Genomic DNA, 16,957 nt, shown 5'->3' with positions numbered 1-16,957 from the left:
TACGCGCCGCCGCGATCGACGCCAGCGCACCGTCGAACTGGACCCACGGCGACCACGCCCCACCCGGGGTGGACTGCGAACGGTGCCACACCTGGCCCGCGCCGTTCACACCGAACAGCTCGACCCGGCCGTCCGCGTTCGTCTCCGCGGCGACGGAGCGCAGCCCGCCGTCCAGTTGCGTCCAGCTGGACCAGTCGCCACCGACGGTGGTCTGTGAGCGCTGCCAGACGGCGTCGGCGGTGTTGGTCCCGAAGAGTCTCAGCCGTCCGTCCGCGTCGCGGGCCGAGGCGATGGAGGAGCCGTACGCGGAGACCGTGACCGCGGGGTCCGCGGCCGGTGCGGAGACCGGCACGGGGGCGGGGGCGGCCGAGGCCGCCCCGGACGAGCCGACGACCGGCGCGGCGGCCAGCAGGGCCGCCACCGCGGCGGAGGCCGCCCACCGGCGGATTGGTCTGTATGGATTTCCCATGGACTGACCTGCTTTCTCGTTCGGGAACGGGAACTCACAGGCCCGGGGCGCCGTCGGCGCCCGGGATTCGTGCTGTGCTGTGGCCGGCACCGCCGGAACAGCAGTCGGGCCGGGACGCCGGTAAGCAGCGTGACGTGGCCGGCCCCGGGTGTCGAGTCCTGTTCCGGCCAGCGCGCCGCTGCTCCGGCGGCCCGCCCAGCGGGCCCCGGGAGTTCAACTCGCCTATCCGCGCGGGCCGTTGACGTCAGGCGCTGTCGCGACGGGCAGGCGGCGCCGTACTGCCCCGTACGATCAGCCGGGGCGTGGGGGCCTGGGTGGCGCGGGGCTCCGGGTCGTCGGCCATCACCCGGAGCAGTTCGGTGGCCGTGAGCGTGCCGAGCGCGAAGGTGTCGCGGGTCAGCGCGGTGACCGGGGGGTGCGCCATCGTGGTGAGGACGGAGTCGTCGAAGGACACCAGGGAGAGGTCGCCCGGGACGGCGAGGCCCATCTCGGTGGCCACGCCGAGCCCCGCGACGGCCATGACGTCGCTGTCGTAGACGATCGCCGTGCACCGGGGGTCCGCCCGCAGCAGACGGCGGGTCGCCGCCGCGCCCTGGGCGTCGGAGAAGTCGGTCGGGATGGAGTCCACTTCCGTCCCGAGGACGGTGCGCACGTCGCGGATGGCCTCGAACCGGCGCCTGGTGTGCTGGAAGGACGTGATGCCGCTGACATGTCCGATGTGCCGGTGGCCGAGGGAGGACAGATACCGCAGGATGTCGGCCATCGCGGCATGGTCGTCGACCCAGACGCTGGTCAGCGGCATGCGGTTGCCGCAACTCCCCAGCGTCACCGCGGGGATGCCCAGGTCGGCGACGAGCTGCGGCCGGGGGTCGTCGACCTCCAGGTCGAGCAGGACCAGCCCGTCGACGCGGTGCTCCGCCGCCCAGCGCCGGTACACCGCGGTCTGCGCCGTGGTGTCCTCGACGATGAGCAGCTGGGTGGCGATGCCCTGGGCGGAGAGGCGGGACTGCAGGCCGGAGAGGAAGTGCGCGAAGAACGGCTCCACTCCGAGCGTACGGGCGGGACGGGCGATGACGATGCCGGCCACGTCGCTGCTCGCGCCCTTGAGCGCGCTGGCGGCCCGGTGCGGGCGCCAGTTGAGTTCGTCGGCGACGTCGAGGATGCGCCTGCGGGTCTCCTCGCTCAGGCCGGGGCGCCCGTTGACCGCCAGCGAGACCGCGGAGACCGACACACCGGCCAGCCGCGCGATGTCGGTGCTCCGCAGGCGCGGCGCCGGCGCTGCCGCTCCCGGTCGGGCTTGCCTCTTCGGTGCCATCGGCCCTCCGTCGCCGCCCCGCCGTGACGGCGTGACCCAACTGTGATGATTCGGCGCGGTGACTGCGCTACTGAAACGTACTAGTCTGCCGCCACTCGCACCAGGACTAAAACGTATTAGCTCATCGGCACTGCAACGTATGAGAACGTCCTTCGCCACTCCTGTTCCCGGAGAGGATCCACGGTGCACGATCACTTGGCCTTCACGCTCGGCCGGCTGGACCGGGTACGGCGGGACCGCATCCTGCCCCGCGTCCGCACCCGTCTCGCCGGCGTCCGGGTCGAGGCCTGGAGCGTGGAGGACGGCGGCGAGCCGGTGAGCCCCGGCCACGCCCTCGGGCTGACCACCGACGCGGGCCGCGCCCACCCCGACTACCGGCCCTTCGCACTGGGCGGCACGTGGGGCCCCGCCTGGTCGACGACCTGGTTCCGGGTCCAGGGCACGGTGGACCCGGAGCAGCCGGGACCGGTCGATCTCGTGCTGGACCTGGGATGGTTCGACCACTCGGTCGGCGGCCACTGCGAGGGGCTGGTCTTCACGCGGGACGGCAGCGTGGTCAAGGGCCTCCATCCCCGGCAGAGCAGCATCCGGCTCAAGGAGGCGCCCGGCGCCGGTCCGTCCGCCCTGCTCGACGCCGAGGGGCGCTTCGTCCTCCATGTCGAGGCCGCCGCCAACCCCCTGCTGCTCGGTCTGCCGCCCTTCGTCGTCACCGAGCACGGCGAGAAGGGCGCGCGGGAGCCGTTCGAGGAGTTCCGGCTGCGCCGGGCGGAGACCGCGGTGTTCTCGCCCGAGGTGCACGGCCTCCTCTGCGACCTGGACGTCCTCGGCGGGCTGGCCGCCGAACTCGGCGACGAGGAACCGCGCCGCTGGCGGCTGCTGCGCGGCATCGAAGAGGCCCTGGACGTCTACACCGAGACCGACGCGGCGGCCACCGCCCGGCGGGCACGCGCGGTGCTGGCGCCGCTGCTGGCCGCGCCCGCCCACCACAGCGCCCACCGGATGACCGCCGTGGGGCACGCGCACATGGACTCGGCGTGGCTGTGGCCGCTGCGCGAAACGGTGCGCAAAGTGGGCCGTACCGTCTCCAACGTCCTCGCGCTGCTGGACACCCACCCGGACCTCATCTACACCATGTCCGCCGCGCAGCACTTCGCCTGGCTGGAGGAGCACCACCCCGAACTCTTCGCCCGGGTGCACCGGTACGTCGAGCAGGGCCGCTTCGTCCCGGTCGGCGGGATGTGGGTGGAGCCGGACGGCGTCATACCCACCGGCGAGTCCATGGTGCGTCAACTGACCTATGGGAAAAGGTACTTACTCGACCGTTTCGGTATCGAGACGCGCGAGGTGTGGCTGCCCGACTCCTTCGGCTACTCGGGAGCGCTGCCCCAGCTCGCCCGCCGGGCCGGCGCGCGCTGGTTCCTGACGCAGAAGATCTCGTGGAACGACACCACCGTCTTCCCGCACCACTCGTTCTGGTGGGAGGGCATCGACGGCACCCGGGTCTTCACCCACTTCCCGCCCGTGGAGACGTACGCCGCCGAAGTCACCGCGCGCGAACTGCGCCACGCGGTGGGCAACTTCAAGGACAAGGCCATCGCCTCCCACTCCCTGCTGCCCTACGGCTACGGGGACGGCGGCGGCGGTCCGACCACCGAGATGGCGGAACGGCTGCGCCGCTTCGCCGATCTGGAGGGCGCTCCCCGGGTCGTCTCCCGTACCCCCGCGGCGTTCTTCCAGGACGCCGAGGGCGAACTGGCGGAGATCACCGCGGCGTCGCCGTCCCTCGCCCCCGTCCACCGGGGGGAGCTGTATCTGGAGTTGCACCGGGGCACGCTGACCTCCCAGGTGGCCATGAAGCGGTACAACCGGCGCTGCGAGTCGCTGCTCCGGGCCGCCGAGTACCTCGGCGCGGCGGCCACGCTGCTGGGCGCCGCACCCTATCCGCGGGACGAACTCGACGAGATCTGGCGGGGTGTGCTCCTGCACCAGTTCCACGACATCCTGCCCGGCACCTCCATCAGCTGGGTGCACCGGGAGGCCCGCGCCTTCTACCGGAGCACGGTGGCGCGGCTGCAGGACCTCGTCGCGCGGGCCACGAAGGCCCTGGACGGGGCGGCGGCGGACAGTACAGGAGAGGAAGCGGCGGGGAAGGACCGGGCCGGCTCAGCCGTTGGCGCCGCCGCCGTATTACCGCCGTTCCTCACGGCGCCCGTGGGCGCCGCGGCGGACGGCCCGGCCGCCGTCCGGGTCACGGACGGGGAGGCCGGCGCCACCGTACTGGACGACGGAGTGCTCCGGGCTGTCGTCGACACCGAAGGACACCTCACCTCCCTGGTCGACCTGCGCTCCGGCCGGGAGACGGTGGCCCCCGGCGAACGCGCCAACGAGCTGCAGATCTTCCGTGACGAGCCGGTGCGCTGGGACGCCTGGGACGTGGACCGCCACACCCTGCGCCATCCCCGGACGGCCGGTGAGGTCACCGGCCGCAGAGTGGTCCACGACGGACCCGACGCGGGCGTCGAGGTCGTCCGCCGGTTCGGCGCGTCGGAGTTCACCGTCACGGCGTGGCTGCGCGCGGGCACCGGACGGCTGGAGACGGAGTGCGCCGTCGACTGGCGCGAGCGAGAGCATCTGCTCAAGGTGGCGCTGCCGGTCCATGTCATGGCGCGGACCGCGCGGTTCGAGACACAGTACGGGTACGTGGAGCGTCCCCTGCTGGTGAACACCGCCGCCGAGGACGCGATGTTCGAGGCCGGCATGCACCGGTACGTCCATGTGGCCGACGGGGCGTACGGCCTCGCGATCCTCAACGACACCATGTACGGCGCCGACGCCCGCGCCCGGGGCGGCGCCACGGTCGTCCGGCTCTCGCTGCTGCGGGGCAGCCGCTTCCCCGACCCCGACGCCGACGTGGGCCGTCATCTCTTCCGCTGGGCCCTGCTGCCGGGTGTGGACGTGCCCGCCGCGGTGGAGGCCGCCTACCGGTTCAACGCTCCCGAGGTCGAAGTCCCCGCCCGGCTGCGCCCGCTCGTGGAGCTCGAACCGCTGAGCGGTCACGCGGTCGTCGACTGGGTCAAACTCGCGGACGACGGCTCGCGGGACCTCGTCGTACGGATCTACGAGACACAGGGCGGGCGGGCCCGGGCGCTGCTGCGCCCGTCCGCGGCCCTCGGCGCGGACCCCGTCGTACACGAGACCGATCTGCTCGAACGCCCCTTCCGGCCGGAGGACGGCCTGGCACCGGCCCTCTCCCCCGCCCCGCCCGTGGGCTCCGTGCCCGCCGACGGCGCGCGTCTGGACCTCGGCCCGTTCCAGGTGGCGACCCTGCGGATCACCACCTGACGTACAGATCACCACCTGACGTACGGATCACCACCTGACTCGGGACACACCCCGACACCGTCGCGCACCACACGTGAGGAGATTTCCCATGGCATCAACGGCCGGCCGGCGCAGCGTCGTCGCGGGCACCGTACTCGGATCGCTGCTGCTGTCGTCGTGCGTCATCGGCGGCGGTGGCGAATCGGCACCCAAGGCATCGGACGGAAAGGTCTCCGGCTCGATCACGTTCCAGACCTGGAACCTCAAGAACGAGAAGTTCACCTCGTACTTCAACACCCTGATCGCCTCCTTCGAGAAGGCCCATCCGGGCACGGACATCGAGTGGGTGGACCAGCCCGCCGAGGGCTACCAGGACAAACTCTCGGCGGACGCCGCGGCCGGATCGCTCCCCGACGTCGTCGACATGGGGCCCGAGGCCGCCTACACCCTCGCGCGGGCGGGCGTCCTGCTGGACCTCGGCAAGGCCGATCCGGGGGCCGAGGAGAAGTATCTGGCCAAGGCGTGGCAGGCGATGACGTTCGACGGCCTGGGCGGGGGAACGTACGGATACCCGTGGTATCTGAACACCGGTCCCTCGTTCTTCAACAAGGAACTGCTGAAGAAGTGCGCGCTGGATCCCGCCGAGCTGCCCACCACCTACGACGAACTCTTCGACCAGGCCGAGACCATGGCCGACAACTGCCCCGACGTCGCCATGATCGCCAGGATGCCCGCCATCGAGACCTTCGGCGAGTACGGCGTGCCGCTCATGGACAAGGCCGGCGAGAAGTTCACGTACAACGACGCCAAGGGCGTGGAACTCGTCGAGCGGTTCCGGGCGCTGTACGCGAAGAAGGGGCTCACCGAGGAGGCGCTGAACAACCTCCAGACCAAGGAGGTCGAGGAGTTCAAGGCGGGCCGGCTGGCCTATCTGCCGGGCAGCTCCTACACCCTCACCGATCTCAAGGACACCGCGCCCGATGTCTACAAGAACCTGGCCATCGGGGCGCGGATCAGCAACGGCTCGCCCAACATGTACATCGAGTCGCTCGTCGTGAACGCGCAGTCCGAACACCCGGCGCTGGCGCGGGAGTTCGCGAAATACGTGACCAACTCGGCCAATCAGCTGGCGTTCGCCGAGAAGGCCTCCGTCTTCCCCTCCTCGGCCGGGACGCTGGACGACCCGTACTTCACGAAGGACGACGGTGATCCGGCCACCCAGGTACGGATCGAGAGCACCGCGCAGGTGAAGAAGGCCGTCGTGTGGTGGCCGCCCGCCTTCTCGGGCTCCGCGGACAGCGAGACACTGCGCGAGCAGATCGCCCAGGCCCTGCTCGGCAAGAAGTCCGTCAAGGCGGCGCTGGACGCCTCCGTCAAGTACTCCGACGAGCGGCTGGAAACCAACGGATGACGATCACCGCGCCCCGCGCGCTCCCCGGCCGCCGGAGCGGCCGGGGCGGCGGGCAGAGCGGCCCCCGGAGCGGCCGGTCGCTCCGGCGCCGGGGCCCGCTGGCCACCCACCGCTGGTATGTGACTCCGTGGCTCTTCCTGCTGCCCGCGCTGACCGTCATCGTGCTCATGGTCCTCGTGCCGTTCGTCAACACCCTGCAACTGGCCTTCACCGACTCGACGTTGCTGAGAACCGGTGGCTTCGTCGGGGCGGAGAACTTCCGCAGGATGTTCGCCGACGAGCGGTTCACCACCGCCCTGCTGAACTCCACCCTCTACACGGTGTGTGTCGTGCCCGTCATGGTGGTGCTGCCGCTGATGCTCGCCGTGCTGGTCAGCTCGGTGGAGCGGCTGGCCGGATTCTTCCGTACCACCATGTATCTGCCGGTCGTCATGTCGCCGGTGGTCGTCGGGCTGATCTGGACGAACATGCTCGACAAGAAGGGTCTGGTGAACGAGGTCGCCGCCACCCTCCGGATCGCCTCCGCGCCCTTCCCGTTCCTCAGCGACCGCTGGCTGCTGCTGTTCAGCGCGATGTTCGTCACCGTGTGGATGGGCCTCGGCTACTACATGGTGATCTACCTGGCGGCCCTGGTGAACATCGACCGCAGCCTCTACGACGCGGCGGCCGTGGACGGCGCGGGGCCGGTGCGCACCTTCCTCGACGTCACCGTGCCCGGGGTGCGCTCGACCATGGCGCTCGTCGCCGTGCTGTCCTCGGTGGCCGCCTTCCGGGTGTTCGGGGAAATCTACGTCCTCACCAACGGCACGGGAGGGGTGGGCGGCGGCGACCTCACGATGACCATGCTCATCCAGCGCGAGGGCACCGGACTCCAGGCCCGTACCGGATACGCCGGCGCGATCAGTCTCGTCATGTTCGTCATCCTCGGCGGGCTGCTCCTGGCGCAGCTCGCCATGCAGCGCAAGCAGAGGAACGTCTGATGCCCCGCCCTGCCCCTCCCGGCGTCCCGGTCCGGGTGCCGCGCGGCCGGCGCCGGGCGGGGCCCGGCGTGGTGGCCCGCTACGCCGTCCTCGTCCTGATGGCCCTGCTGCTGGCGGGCCCGCTGCTGTGGCAGCTCTCCCTCTCCCTCAAGGGCGCGGGCGAGCCGCTGTACGAGCGGCCGCCCTCCGTGATCCCCGAGCACCCCACCTTCGAGCACTTCGGCACCGTGCTCGACCGGATCCCCGTACCGCACTACCTGCTCAACTCCCTGCTGGTGGCGGCCATGGCGGTGACCGGCAACGTCATCGGCGCGACCTGCGCCGGCTACGCCCTCGGGAAGCTGCGCTTCCGCGGCCGGTCGGCGGTGACCGTGCTGGTCGTCATGGCGCTGCTCGTGCCGTCGGAGACCGTGCTGATCTCGCAGTTCCTCACGGTCAGGGCGGCCGGGCTGGCGGACACCCTCGTCGGCGTCGCCCTGCCCACCCTCGTGGCGGCGCTGAACGTCCTGCTGATGCGCAACGCCTTCCTCGCTCTCCCGCGCGAGTTCGAGGAGGCCGCGGTCGTGGACGGGGCGAACGCCTGGCAGCGGTTCATCCGGGTGTCCGTCCCCCAGGTCAAGGGTGTGATCACCGTGGTGGCCGTGTTCGCCTTCGTCGGCTCGTGGAACGACTTCCTGTGGCCGCTGATCGTCCTGTCGGACGAGCAGAACTACACCCTCACCGTCGGCCTGAACCGGCTGCGCGGCACCTTCTACGACGATCCGCGTCTGATCGCCGCCGGCACGGTCATCGCCCTGGTACCGATCATCGCGTTCTTCGCCGTGCTGCAACGCTACTTCTTCCGCGGGCTGGAATCCGGCGGGCTGAAAGGCTGACATGCTGCGGACTGAAAGGTCGACATGCTGAGGTTCGGGGTCAACTACACGCCCTCCCGGGACTGGTTCTACTCCTGGCTGGATCCGGACTGGGCGGCCGTCCGGCGCGATCTGGAGGCGGTGGCCGCCCTGGGGCTCGACCACATCCGGGTCCTCCCGCTGTGGCCGGTGGTGCAGCCGAACCGGACCCTGATCCGGCGGCGTGCCCTGCGGGACGTCCGCCGGGTCGTGGAGATCGCCGGCGAGGCCGGTCTCGACGCGAGCGTCGATGTCCTCCAGGGGCACCTGTCCGGATTCGACTTCGTGCCGAGCTGGCTGACGGACTGGCACCGGCGCAGCATGTTCGCCGATCCCGACGCCGTCGCCGCCCAGGCCCGCCTGGTCGAGGCTTTCGAGGAGGAGTTGCACGATCTGCCGACCTTCCTGGGGCTGACCCTGGGCAACGAGGTCAACCAGTTCACCTCCGCGGCGCACCCCACCCCGATGCCCGCCACGACGGAGCAGGTGACGTCCTGGCTGCGCGCGCTGCACGGGGCCGGGCCGCGCGACGCCCGTCACTTCCGGCTCAACGCCGAGTACGACGCGGTCTGGTACGCCGACGGGCACGCCTTCGTACCGCCCCACTCCAGCCGGTTCGGCGGGATGAGCGTGGTGCATTCCTGGATCTTCAACGGCACCGCGCAGGGGTACGGTCCCCTGTCGCACGAGAGCGTCCACCACGCCGCCTACCTGGTGGAGCTGTCACGGGCCTTCGCCGTCGACCCGGCGCGGCCGGTGTGGCTGCAGGAGGTCGGGGCGCCGCTCAACCACCTGTCGGAGGAGCAGGCGCCCGACTTCTGCGAGGGGACGGTCCGCGCGGCGGCCGACTGCGAGGCGCTGTGGGGGATCACCTGGTGGTGCTCGCACGATGTGGACCGCCGGCTGGGCGACTTCCCCGACCTGGAGCACAGCCTCGGCCTGATCGGGGCCGACGGCGCGGTGAAGCCGATCGGGCGGCGCTTCGCCGAACTCGCCGCGGAGCTGCGCGACCGGCCGCGTCCCGCGTCCCGGCGCGAGGCCGTGGTGATTCCGGTCGACGGCGCGGACGTGCCGCTGTCCCGGGCCGAACTCTCGCCGGGCGGCGGTGTCTTCGAGGCGTGGATGGAGCGTGCCCGCGCCGGGGCCCGCCCCGCCCTGGTCACGTCGGTCACCGCCGCCGACCCCGCCGCGCTGGCCGCCCGCTCCATCGCACACGCCGCTCCCGCCGCGCCGACCGGCCGTACCTTCTACTCGGCGGTCAGCGACGCCGGGGTCCTGGAACGACCCGGCCTGTACGCGGAGAACGCGCCCACCGTCGCCCGCCCGTAGGGCCTCTCGTTCGCGGACCGGCCCGTCCCGAGGGCCGGCCGTCACCCCCGATGAGAAAGCGAGGCACTGTCTTGTTACGGCATCGCAGAACTGGAGGACGGTCCGCACGACGGGCCTGCGCCGGCGTCCTCGCCGTGGCGCTCGCCCTCACCCTCGGCGCGGGCAGCGCAGTCGCGAGCGACACCCTGCCCTGGACCGGTGAGAGCGCGGTGGGGGCCAACCAGCCGTACCAGCACGGCTACTCCCCCACCGACCTGCTGCGCTGGAACCCCGCGGACGACACCGACGCGCCGTACCTGCGCGCGAAGGTGCCGCTGCAGACGCGTACGGCCCCCAACTCCGCGACCCAGCGGGACCGGAACCTGCCCGCCGGGACCCAGCAGCTCACCCTCGCGGGCGACTACGGCAACGCCTTCTTCGAAAGCCACCCGTACACCAACGAGTTCAGCCAGTACCTCTTCAACTACTGGCAGTACACGGACGCCTACGCGTCCTGGCACGGGATGCCCACCGAGGGCGTCCCGGTCGACTACTACGACCCGGACCAGGACTGGCGGGAGAAGTGGTTCGAGTTCGGGATGCTGAACCTGCCCAACCCCGGCTACACCAACGCCGCGCACGCCAACGGGGTGCGGTCGCTGGGCTGCATCTTCTTCTCGCCGAACGACCGCGGCGACCAGGACTACTCCGAGCTGCTGGTCCGCGACGCCTCGGGATCCTTCCCCGCGGCCGCGAAGCTCATCGAGATCGCCGAGTACTACGGCTTCGACGGCTACTTCGTCAATCAGGAGAGCTCCGTCGCGCCGGCCGACATCACGGCGTACAAGCAGTTCCTCAAGCAGTTGCGCGACGGCGGGATGTACGTGCAGTGGTACGACTCCGTCAGCAACTCCAGCGGCGGGATCTCATACCAGAACGAGTTCAACGCGGTCAACGGGCCCTTCGTGCGTGACGCCCGGCTCGGTGACGTGTCCGACTCGATCTTCCTGAACTACTGGTGGAACAAGGCCAAGCTCACCAGCTCGAAGGCGTACGCGGCCGGTCTGGGCCTGGACTCCCGCAGGAGCGTGTTCGCCGGTGTCGAGGCGGGGATGTACCAGTTCAACCAGCCCTACCAGCTCGACGACAACCTCGGTGCCGACGGCGCGCCCATGAACGCCGTCGCCACGCTCGGCGCCGACTTCGTCTCCTCCGACTACGCCGCCAAGACCGACGACGCCGCGCAGGCGCAGGTCTTCGACCGGGAACGCCGGTGGTGGACCGGCTCGTCCCAGGGGTCCACCACCCCGGAGGGCTCCTGGAAGGGCATCTCGAAGTACGTCGCGGAACGCTCCGTCATCAAGGGCAGCACCTTCGCCACCTCGTTCAACACCGGCCACGGGCTGTCGACCTGGAGCGAGGGCAGGCTGTCCAACGACGCGGAGTGGGGCAACATCAACCTCCAGGACATCCCCGTCTCCTGGCAGTGGTGGATCGACGCGGACCGCTCGCCGCTGGCCGCGGACTTCGACTACGGCCCGGAGTACACCCCGGCGAGCAGGTTCTCCTACCGGAAGATCGGCGCCTACGACGGCGGCAGCTCCCTCGTCCTGAGCGGCACGCTCGCCAGTGACAACTCGGTGCGCCTCTACAAGACCGACCTGTCCGTCACCTCCCGTTCGAGTCTCGGCCTCACCTACGCCAAGTCCTCGGCCGACGACGACTCCGAACTGCGGCTCGCGCTGGTGCTCGCCTCCGACCCGGACAAGGTGGTGCAGGTGCCGCTCGCCGGTTCCGGGAAGCGCACCGACGGGTGGCGGACCGTCACGGCCGATCTGTCCGCGTACGCGGGGCAGCGCATCGCCTCGCTCGGCCTCGTCGTCGCCGCAGGCGCCGCGCCCATCCAGAACTACCAGGTCAACGTGGGCGCGCTGGCCCTGCGCGACGGCGTCGACCGCACCCCGGAGGTCCCGGAGGGGCTGGCCGTGACGCAGCTGCTGCCCGATTCCGACGAACTCTTCCTCTCCTGGCGGCGCAGCGACTACGACACCGTCCGCCGCTACGACGTCTTCCTCGACGACACCTACCTCGGTGGCATCTACGACGACGTCTTCTACGCCAAGCGGTTCACCGCCACCTCGGGAACCATCCGGCTGGTGGCGGTCGGCCCGGACGGGAGCCGGAGCGAGCCGGCGACCGTACGGTTCGACCTGGGGACGGCGCCGGGGAAGGTGACCACCACGGCCGGCCGGGACGGCACGCTCAAGGTGGGCTGGACGCCGCCCGCGTCGGGCCGGCCGGTCACGGTCAAGGTGAGCGGTGTCGACACATCCGCCCCGTACACCAAGGAGGTCACCGTCCCGGGCACCAGTACCGGCACGACACTGACCGGTGTACCCGTCGACGGGAGCCGGTACGTCCTGACCGCGACGTCCGGAGGCGGGGCGCCGACCGCCGTACGCGGCACCTTCGCCGATGCCGAGATCACGCCGTACCCGGCCTCCGCCGTGCGCGTCAGCGGGAACACGTTCACCTTCTCGCGGCCCGCGCTGGCCGACTGGCGCACCCTCACCGTCCTGGAGAACGGCGCCCCGAAGTCGTTCGCGACGACGTACGGATCGGGGAACAAGCCGTACATCGTGCGCGGCCGCACCACGCGCGGGGCGATGACGGTGACCATGTCCTCGGCCACCAGCAGGGTCGTCGCCGTGCTGGAGGACTACGCGGGCAACACGGTCCAGACCGTGCTCCGGGGCGGCTGAGCCCGGGGCGTTACGGCGGACGGGAGCCCGGGGCACAGCCGCCCCGGGCTCCTGTCCGTCCGGCCGCACGCAAAGATTCGGTCACGGCCATGGACCTGGAGGGGAGAGCACGCGTACCTTCTGGACATGCCTGGACAGGTACAGAAGCATCATCGAATCGCCCGCGTTCTCGCCGACGAGATCCGCTCCGGGGTGCACTCGGACGGCAGTCGGCTGCCCGGGGAGCACGCGCTCACCCAGCGGTTCGGCGTCAGCCGGACCACGCTGCGGCAGGCCCTGCAGGTCCTCGGCGAGCAGGGGCTGATCTCCACGCACGCCGGGATCGGCTCGTTCATCACCTTCGACGGAACACCGCTGGACAACCGGCTCGGCTGGGCGCAGGCGCTGGCCGAGCAGGGTATCGAACTGCCCGTGGAGGTCCTGCGCTTCGAAGAGGTGACCGATCAGGAACTGGCCCGGGAGCTGGCCCTGGAGACGAGTGCGTTCATCGCGCTCGACCGGGTCCGGCGCCTGGCCGACGGGCAGGGGGTCTCGCTCGAACGCAGCCGGGTCCCCGCTGTCGGGGAACTGGCCGGGCTGGCGCGGCGCGGCCTCGGCGGCGGTTCGCTGAGCACGGCGCTCGTCGCCGCGGGCCGGGTCACCGACTCCGGCGAGGGGCTGGTCTCGGTCCGCGGGCTCGACGCGGCGGAGGCCGCCCTGCTGAACCGCTCCCCCGGGGAGTCGTTCCTCCACCTGGCCCAGGTGTACCGGGCCGCCGACGGCTCCGTCGTCGAGCAGGTCACCAGCCTGCTGGACCCGGTCCGGTTCCAACTGCACGTCCGCTCGGGCCGAGGAGGCCAACCGTGAACGATCAGCTCGACCGCGCCCTGGGCGCCTACTACGGGCTCGCCCTCGGCGACGCCATGGGCATGCCCACCCAGGTCATGTCCCGGGAGGAGGTCGTACGGGTCTACGGAACCGTCACCGGCTTCGAACCCGCCCGGCCCGACAACCCGGTCAGCGCGGGTATGCCGGCCGGGTCGGTCACCGACGACACCGACCAGGCGGTCATCGTCGGACGGCTGATCGACGAGGGGCGGGGCACCATCGATCCGCTCCGGCTCGCCCACGAGCTCCTCGCCTGGGAGAAGGAGATGAAGGCCAAGGGTTCCTTCGATCTCCTCGGCCCGTCCACCAAGGCCGCGCTGGACGCCGTCGCCCGGGGCGTCCCGGCCGCGGAGGCGGGCCGGAGCGGCTCCACCAACGGCGCCGCGATGCGCGTCACCCCGGTCGGTATCGCCTTCCCCACGGAGCCGTCGGCCGGCTTCCTCGACCGGGTCGTGGAGTCCTGCCAGGTCACCCATGACACGACCGTGGGGATCGCGGGAGCGGCGGCCGTGGCCGCGGCCGTGAGCACCGGGGTCGGCGGGGGCACACTGGACGAGGCCGTCACCGCGGCCGTCACCGCCGCGCGGGCCGGGGCCCGGCGCGGACACTGGATCGCCGGGGCGGACATCGCCACCCGGATCGAGTGGGCGTGGCAGCTGGTGCGGGAGCTGCCGGAGGCCGAGGCCCTGGACCGGATCTGCGCACTCGTCGGCACCAGCGTCGCCAGCCAGGAATCGGTGCCCGCGGCCTTCGCGGTGCTCGCCGTGGCCGGCGGGGACCCGTGGCGCAGTGCGCTGCTGGCCGCCAGTCTCGGCGGCGACAGCGACACCATCGGCGCCATCGCCGGGGCGGTCGCGGGCTCGGTCGCCGGGCTCTCGGCGCTGCCCGCCGAGGCCGTAGGGACCCTTCGTACCGTCAACGCGCTCGAACTGGAGCCGCTGACCGAGCGCCTGCTCGCCCTGCGCGAGCAGGCCGTCCGCACCGGATCCGCTCACCCGCCGGTCTCCTGACCGGCGGGCCCCGCCGCCGCACTCCGGCCCGCACCCGCGGGCCGGTCCCCGGGCACCGCTGCCCGCACCCGCCCCGTACGTCCCTTCGCACCACGCAAGGAAGTCCGTCATGACCGCTTCGAGAACCAACGACGTTGTCGGTTCCGTGGAGACCCGAGGGATCGAGCCGGTCCCCGATGCCGAACGACACGGCCACGCCGGTCAGATGTTCTGGACCTGGTTCGCCGCCAACATCAGCATCCTCGGGCTGCCGCTCGGTGCCACGCTCGTCGCCTTCCGTGGGCTGAACATCTGGCAGGCCGCGCTGGTCGCCCTGCTCGGGTCGTTCGGTTCCTTCGCCCTGGTCGGCGCGTTGAGCCTGGCGGGCAAGAAGGGCGGAGCGCCCGCGCTCACCCTGTCCCGCGCGGTCTTCGGGCAACGGGGCAACGCCGGTCCGACCCTGATCAGCTGGCTCAGCCGGATCGGCTGGGAGACGATCACGACGACCACCGCGGCGTACGCCCTGCTGGCGCTGCTGGCCATCGCGTTCGGTGTCGGCCGGAACACCGTGCTCACCCTGGTGTGTCTGCTGGTCTTCATCGTCTGCACGCTGCTGATCAGCGGTCTCGGGCACGCCACCATCATGTGGATCAACAAGTGGGCGACCGTCGTCTTCGGTGTGCTCAATCTGATCGTGATGGGCTTCCTGGTCGCGACCGTCGAGTGGACGAAGGTGCTCGACGCGCCGGCCGGACCGACCAGCGGAGTGGTGGCGGGCATCGGCTTCATCGCCGCGGGCACCGGTATCGGCTGGGCGAACGCGGGCGCCGACTACGCCCGCTATCTGCCGCGCGAGATCCCGGGGCGGCGGCTCGTCGTGGCCTCCGCGTTCGGCGCGGGCATCCCGCTCGTGCTGCTGATCTCGCTCGGATCGCTGCTCTCCGCCGGTGACCCGACGCTCGCCACCGCCTCCGACCCGGTCGCCGCCATCAACGCCATGCTGCCGTCCTGGATGGCGATCCCGTATCTCGTCGCGGCCTTCGGCGGGCTGCTGATGTCGAACCACCTCTCCACGTACTCGGCCGGTCTGACCATGATCACGCTCGGGCTGCGGGTGCCGCGCCCGATGGCCGTGGCCATCGACGTGGTGCTGATGTTCGCCGGCGGTGTGTACTTCATGCTGATCGCGAAGGACTTCTACGGTCCCTTCTCGACCTTCCTGACGCTGCTGGCCGTGCCCATCTCGGCGTGGATCGGGGTGATCGCGGTGGATTCCCTGCGCGGCCGTGACTACGACCCCGCGGCGCTGATGGACACCTCGCGCGGCAGCCGGTACTGGTACACGGGCGGCTTCCACGTGGGGGCGGTCGCCGGCTGGTCCGTGGCCATCGTGGCGGGTCTGCTGTTCACCGAGGCGGGGACGAGCGAGAAGGACGTCTGGTTCTCCGGTCCGCTCGCCGGTACCTGGCTCGGGGTGAACGGTCTGGGCTGGGCGATCTCGATGGCCGTCGGCGCGGGGGTGTACGCCCTCTCCGGGCGCCTCGGCGGACGTCCGCGCGAGGTCGCCGCGGCGCCCGTGCTCAACGAGGCCGGCCGGTGAGCGGCCGTCTGGTCCTCGCCGGGAACGTCATCGCGGATCTGGTGATCGAGGTCCCCGCGCTGCCCGAGCGGGGCGGAGACGTCATCGGCTCGCGTACCGAACTGACGGCGGGCGGCGGTTTCAACACCCTCGCGGCGGCCCGGCGCCTCGGGACGGAGGCGGTCTTCGCCGGGCTGCACGGCACCGGGCCCTACGGAGATCTCGTCCGCGCGGCGCTGGCCGCCGAGGGGATCGAAAGCCTGCTGCCGGTCCGCACGGACGGGGACACCGGTTTCACCGTCGCCCTGGTCGACGCGGGGGGCGAGCGTACGTTCGTCACCAGTTTCGGGGTCGACGCGCGGCTGACGGAGGCGGAGACCGAGTCCGTCGCCGCGCGGCTGCGGCCGGGAGACCTGGTGCAGCTCTCCGGGTACGGCCTGGTGATGCCGGTCAACGGCCCCCTGCTGTCCCGCTTCACGGCCGCCCTGGGACCGGACGTCACGGTCTGTCTGGACCCGGCGCCGCTGGTCGCCGACATTCCCGAGGCGGTCCTGGCGCCGGTGCTGGCCCGTACGGACTGGCTCAGCGCCAACGCCCGCGAGGCCCGGCTGATGTCCGGACACGAGGACCCGGCGGCGGCCGCGACGGCGCTGCGGGAGCGGCTGGCGCCGGGCGCGGGGGTGATCGTACGGGCCGACAAGGACGGCTGCTGGCTGGCGGCCCCCGGCGAGCCCACCCGGCATGTTCCGGGCTTCCCGGTCACGCCGGTCGACAGCAACGGAGCGGGCGACGCCCATGTGGGCTCGTTCCTGGCGCTGCTCGCCCAGGGCAGGGATCCCCTGACGGCCGCGCGTGGAGCCAACGCGGCCGCGGCCTACGCGGTGGGCCGCCGCGGTCCCGCGACCGCGCCCGACCGGGGCCGGCTGGCCGCCTTCCTGGGCGAGGACCCGCTGGCGCGCCTGCTGTTCGGGTCGGCCTGACTTCGGGTCGGCCTGACCACGCGACGCGGCCTGAGTGTCCCGGCCGCGGCGCCCCGGTCGTGGGGGGGGGGGGGGGGGGGGGG

Annotated in this window: 12 protein-coding genes; 10 read left to right on the top strand and 2 right to left on the bottom strand. The window is 71.7% G+C overall.

The window, feature by feature from the left end:
- Positions 1–469, bottom strand: a 469-nt coding sequence (locus ACFXKG_RS30035; protein ID WP_384845732.1) for a tectonin domain-containing protein, incomplete at its 3' end; no start/stop codon positions are given.
- A gap of 244 nt (positions 470–713) precedes the next feature.
- Positions 714–1,784 carry a LacI family DNA-binding transcriptional regulator gene (locus ACFXKG_RS30030; protein WP_384845730.1) on the bottom strand — a complete coding sequence of 357 codons (1,071 nt, stop codon included), beginning with the start codon at positions 1,782–1,784 and terminating at the stop codon, positions 714–716.
- Positions 1,785–1,967: 183 nt separating this feature from the next.
- Here ACFXKG_RS30030 and ACFXKG_RS30025 point away from each other — a divergent pair, with 183 nt between their 5' ends.
- The 10 genes from ACFXKG_RS30025 (at position 1,968) to ACFXKG_RS29980 (ending at position 16,874) form a co-directional block, all read left to right on the top strand.
- Positions 1,968–5,126: an alpha-mannosidase gene (locus tag ACFXKG_RS30025; RefSeq protein WP_384845728.1), complete on the top strand. Its 3,159-nt coding sequence runs from the start codon at positions 1,968–1,970 to the stop codon at positions 5,124–5,126.
- A gap of 88 nt (positions 5,127–5,214) precedes the next feature.
- Positions 5,215–6,516, top strand: a complete 1,302-nt coding sequence (locus ACFXKG_RS30020) for an ABC transporter substrate-binding protein (protein ID WP_384845726.1) — start codon at positions 5,215–5,217, stop codon at positions 6,514–6,516.
- Positions 6,513–7,496, top strand: a complete 984-nt coding sequence (locus ACFXKG_RS30015; protein WP_384845724.1) for a carbohydrate ABC transporter permease — start codon at positions 6,513–6,515, stop codon at positions 7,494–7,496. Before ACFXKG_RS30020 ends, ACFXKG_RS30015 begins: the two co-directional genes overlap by 4 nt.
- Complete coding sequence (locus ACFXKG_RS30010) at positions 7,496–8,371, top strand: carbohydrate ABC transporter permease (protein WP_384845722.1); 876 nt, start codon at positions 7,496–7,498, stop codon at positions 8,369–8,371. Before ACFXKG_RS30015 ends, ACFXKG_RS30010 begins: the two co-directional genes overlap by 1 nt.
- Positions 8,372–8,395: 24 nt before the next feature.
- Positions 8,396–9,718 carry a glycosyl hydrolase gene (locus ACFXKG_RS30005; RefSeq protein ID WP_384845720.1) on the top strand — a complete coding sequence of 441 codons (1,323 nt, stop codon included), beginning with the start codon at positions 8,396–8,398 and terminating at the stop codon, positions 9,716–9,718.
- Positions 9,719–9,852: 134 nt separating this feature from the next.
- Entirely contained in the window at positions 9,853–12,459 is a 2,607-nt protein-coding gene (locus tag ACFXKG_RS30000; RefSeq protein ID WP_384845719.1) for an endo-beta-N-acetylglucosaminidase, read from the top strand.
- Between the two features lie 126 nt (positions 12,460–12,585).
- Positions 12,586–13,305 carry a GntR family transcriptional regulator gene (locus ACFXKG_RS29995; protein WP_365811557.1) on the top strand — a complete coding sequence of 240 codons (720 nt, stop codon included), beginning with the start codon at positions 12,586–12,588 and terminating at the stop codon, positions 13,303–13,305.
- Complete coding sequence (locus ACFXKG_RS29990; RefSeq protein ID WP_384845717.1) at positions 13,302–14,336, top strand: ADP-ribosylglycohydrolase family protein; 1,035 nt, start codon at positions 13,302–13,304, stop codon at positions 14,334–14,336. Before ACFXKG_RS29995 ends, ACFXKG_RS29990 begins: the two co-directional genes overlap by 4 nt.
- A 109-nt stretch (positions 14,337–14,445) precedes the next feature.
- On the top strand, positions 14,446–15,915 hold the full coding sequence (locus ACFXKG_RS29985; RefSeq protein ID WP_384845715.1) for a purine-cytosine permease family protein: 1,470 nt from the start codon (positions 14,446–14,448) through the stop codon (positions 15,913–15,915).
- Positions 15,912–16,874, top strand: a complete 963-nt coding sequence (locus tag ACFXKG_RS29980; RefSeq protein WP_384845713.1) for a PfkB family carbohydrate kinase — start codon at positions 15,912–15,914, stop codon at positions 16,872–16,874. The genes ACFXKG_RS29985 and ACFXKG_RS29980 overlap by 4 nt, the downstream gene beginning before the upstream one ends.
- The last annotated feature ends 83 nt before the right edge of the window (positions 16,875–16,957 follow it).

The sequence above is a fragment of the Streptomyces sp. NPDC059255 genome (assembly GCF_042752355.1).
Lineage (GTDB): Bacteria > Actinomycetota > Actinomycetes > Streptomycetales > Streptomycetaceae > Streptomyces.
This window is presented reverse-complemented; position numbering and strand designations above follow the sequence as displayed.

Excerpts from the sequence above, each read along its gene's own strand:
- ACFXKG_RS30015 (WP_384845724.1), top strand. The coding sequence starts at position 6,513 with ATGACGATCACCGCGCCCCGCGCGCTCCCCGGCCGCCGGAGCGGCCGG.
- ACFXKG_RS29985 (WP_384845715.1), top strand. The coding sequence starts at position 14,446 with ATGACCGCTTCGAGAACCAACGACGTTGTCGGTTCCGTGGAGACCCGA.
- ACFXKG_RS30030 (WP_384845730.1), bottom strand. The coding sequence starts at position 1,784 with ATGGCACCGAAGAGGCAAGCCCGACCGGGAGCGGCAGCGCCGGCGCCG.
- ACFXKG_RS30020 (WP_384845726.1), top strand. The coding sequence starts at position 5,215 with ATGGCATCAACGGCCGGCCGGCGCAGCGTCGTCGCGGGCACCGTACTC.
- ACFXKG_RS29995 (WP_365811557.1), top strand. The coding sequence starts at position 12,586 with ATGCCTGGACAGGTACAGAAGCATCATCGAATCGCCCGCGTTCTCGCC.
- ACFXKG_RS30010 (WP_384845722.1), top strand. The coding sequence starts at position 7,496 with ATGCCCCGCCCTGCCCCTCCCGGCGTCCCGGTCCGGGTGCCGCGCGGC.
- ACFXKG_RS30005 (WP_384845720.1), top strand. The coding sequence starts at position 8,396 with ATGCTGAGGTTCGGGGTCAACTACACGCCCTCCCGGGACTGGTTCTAC.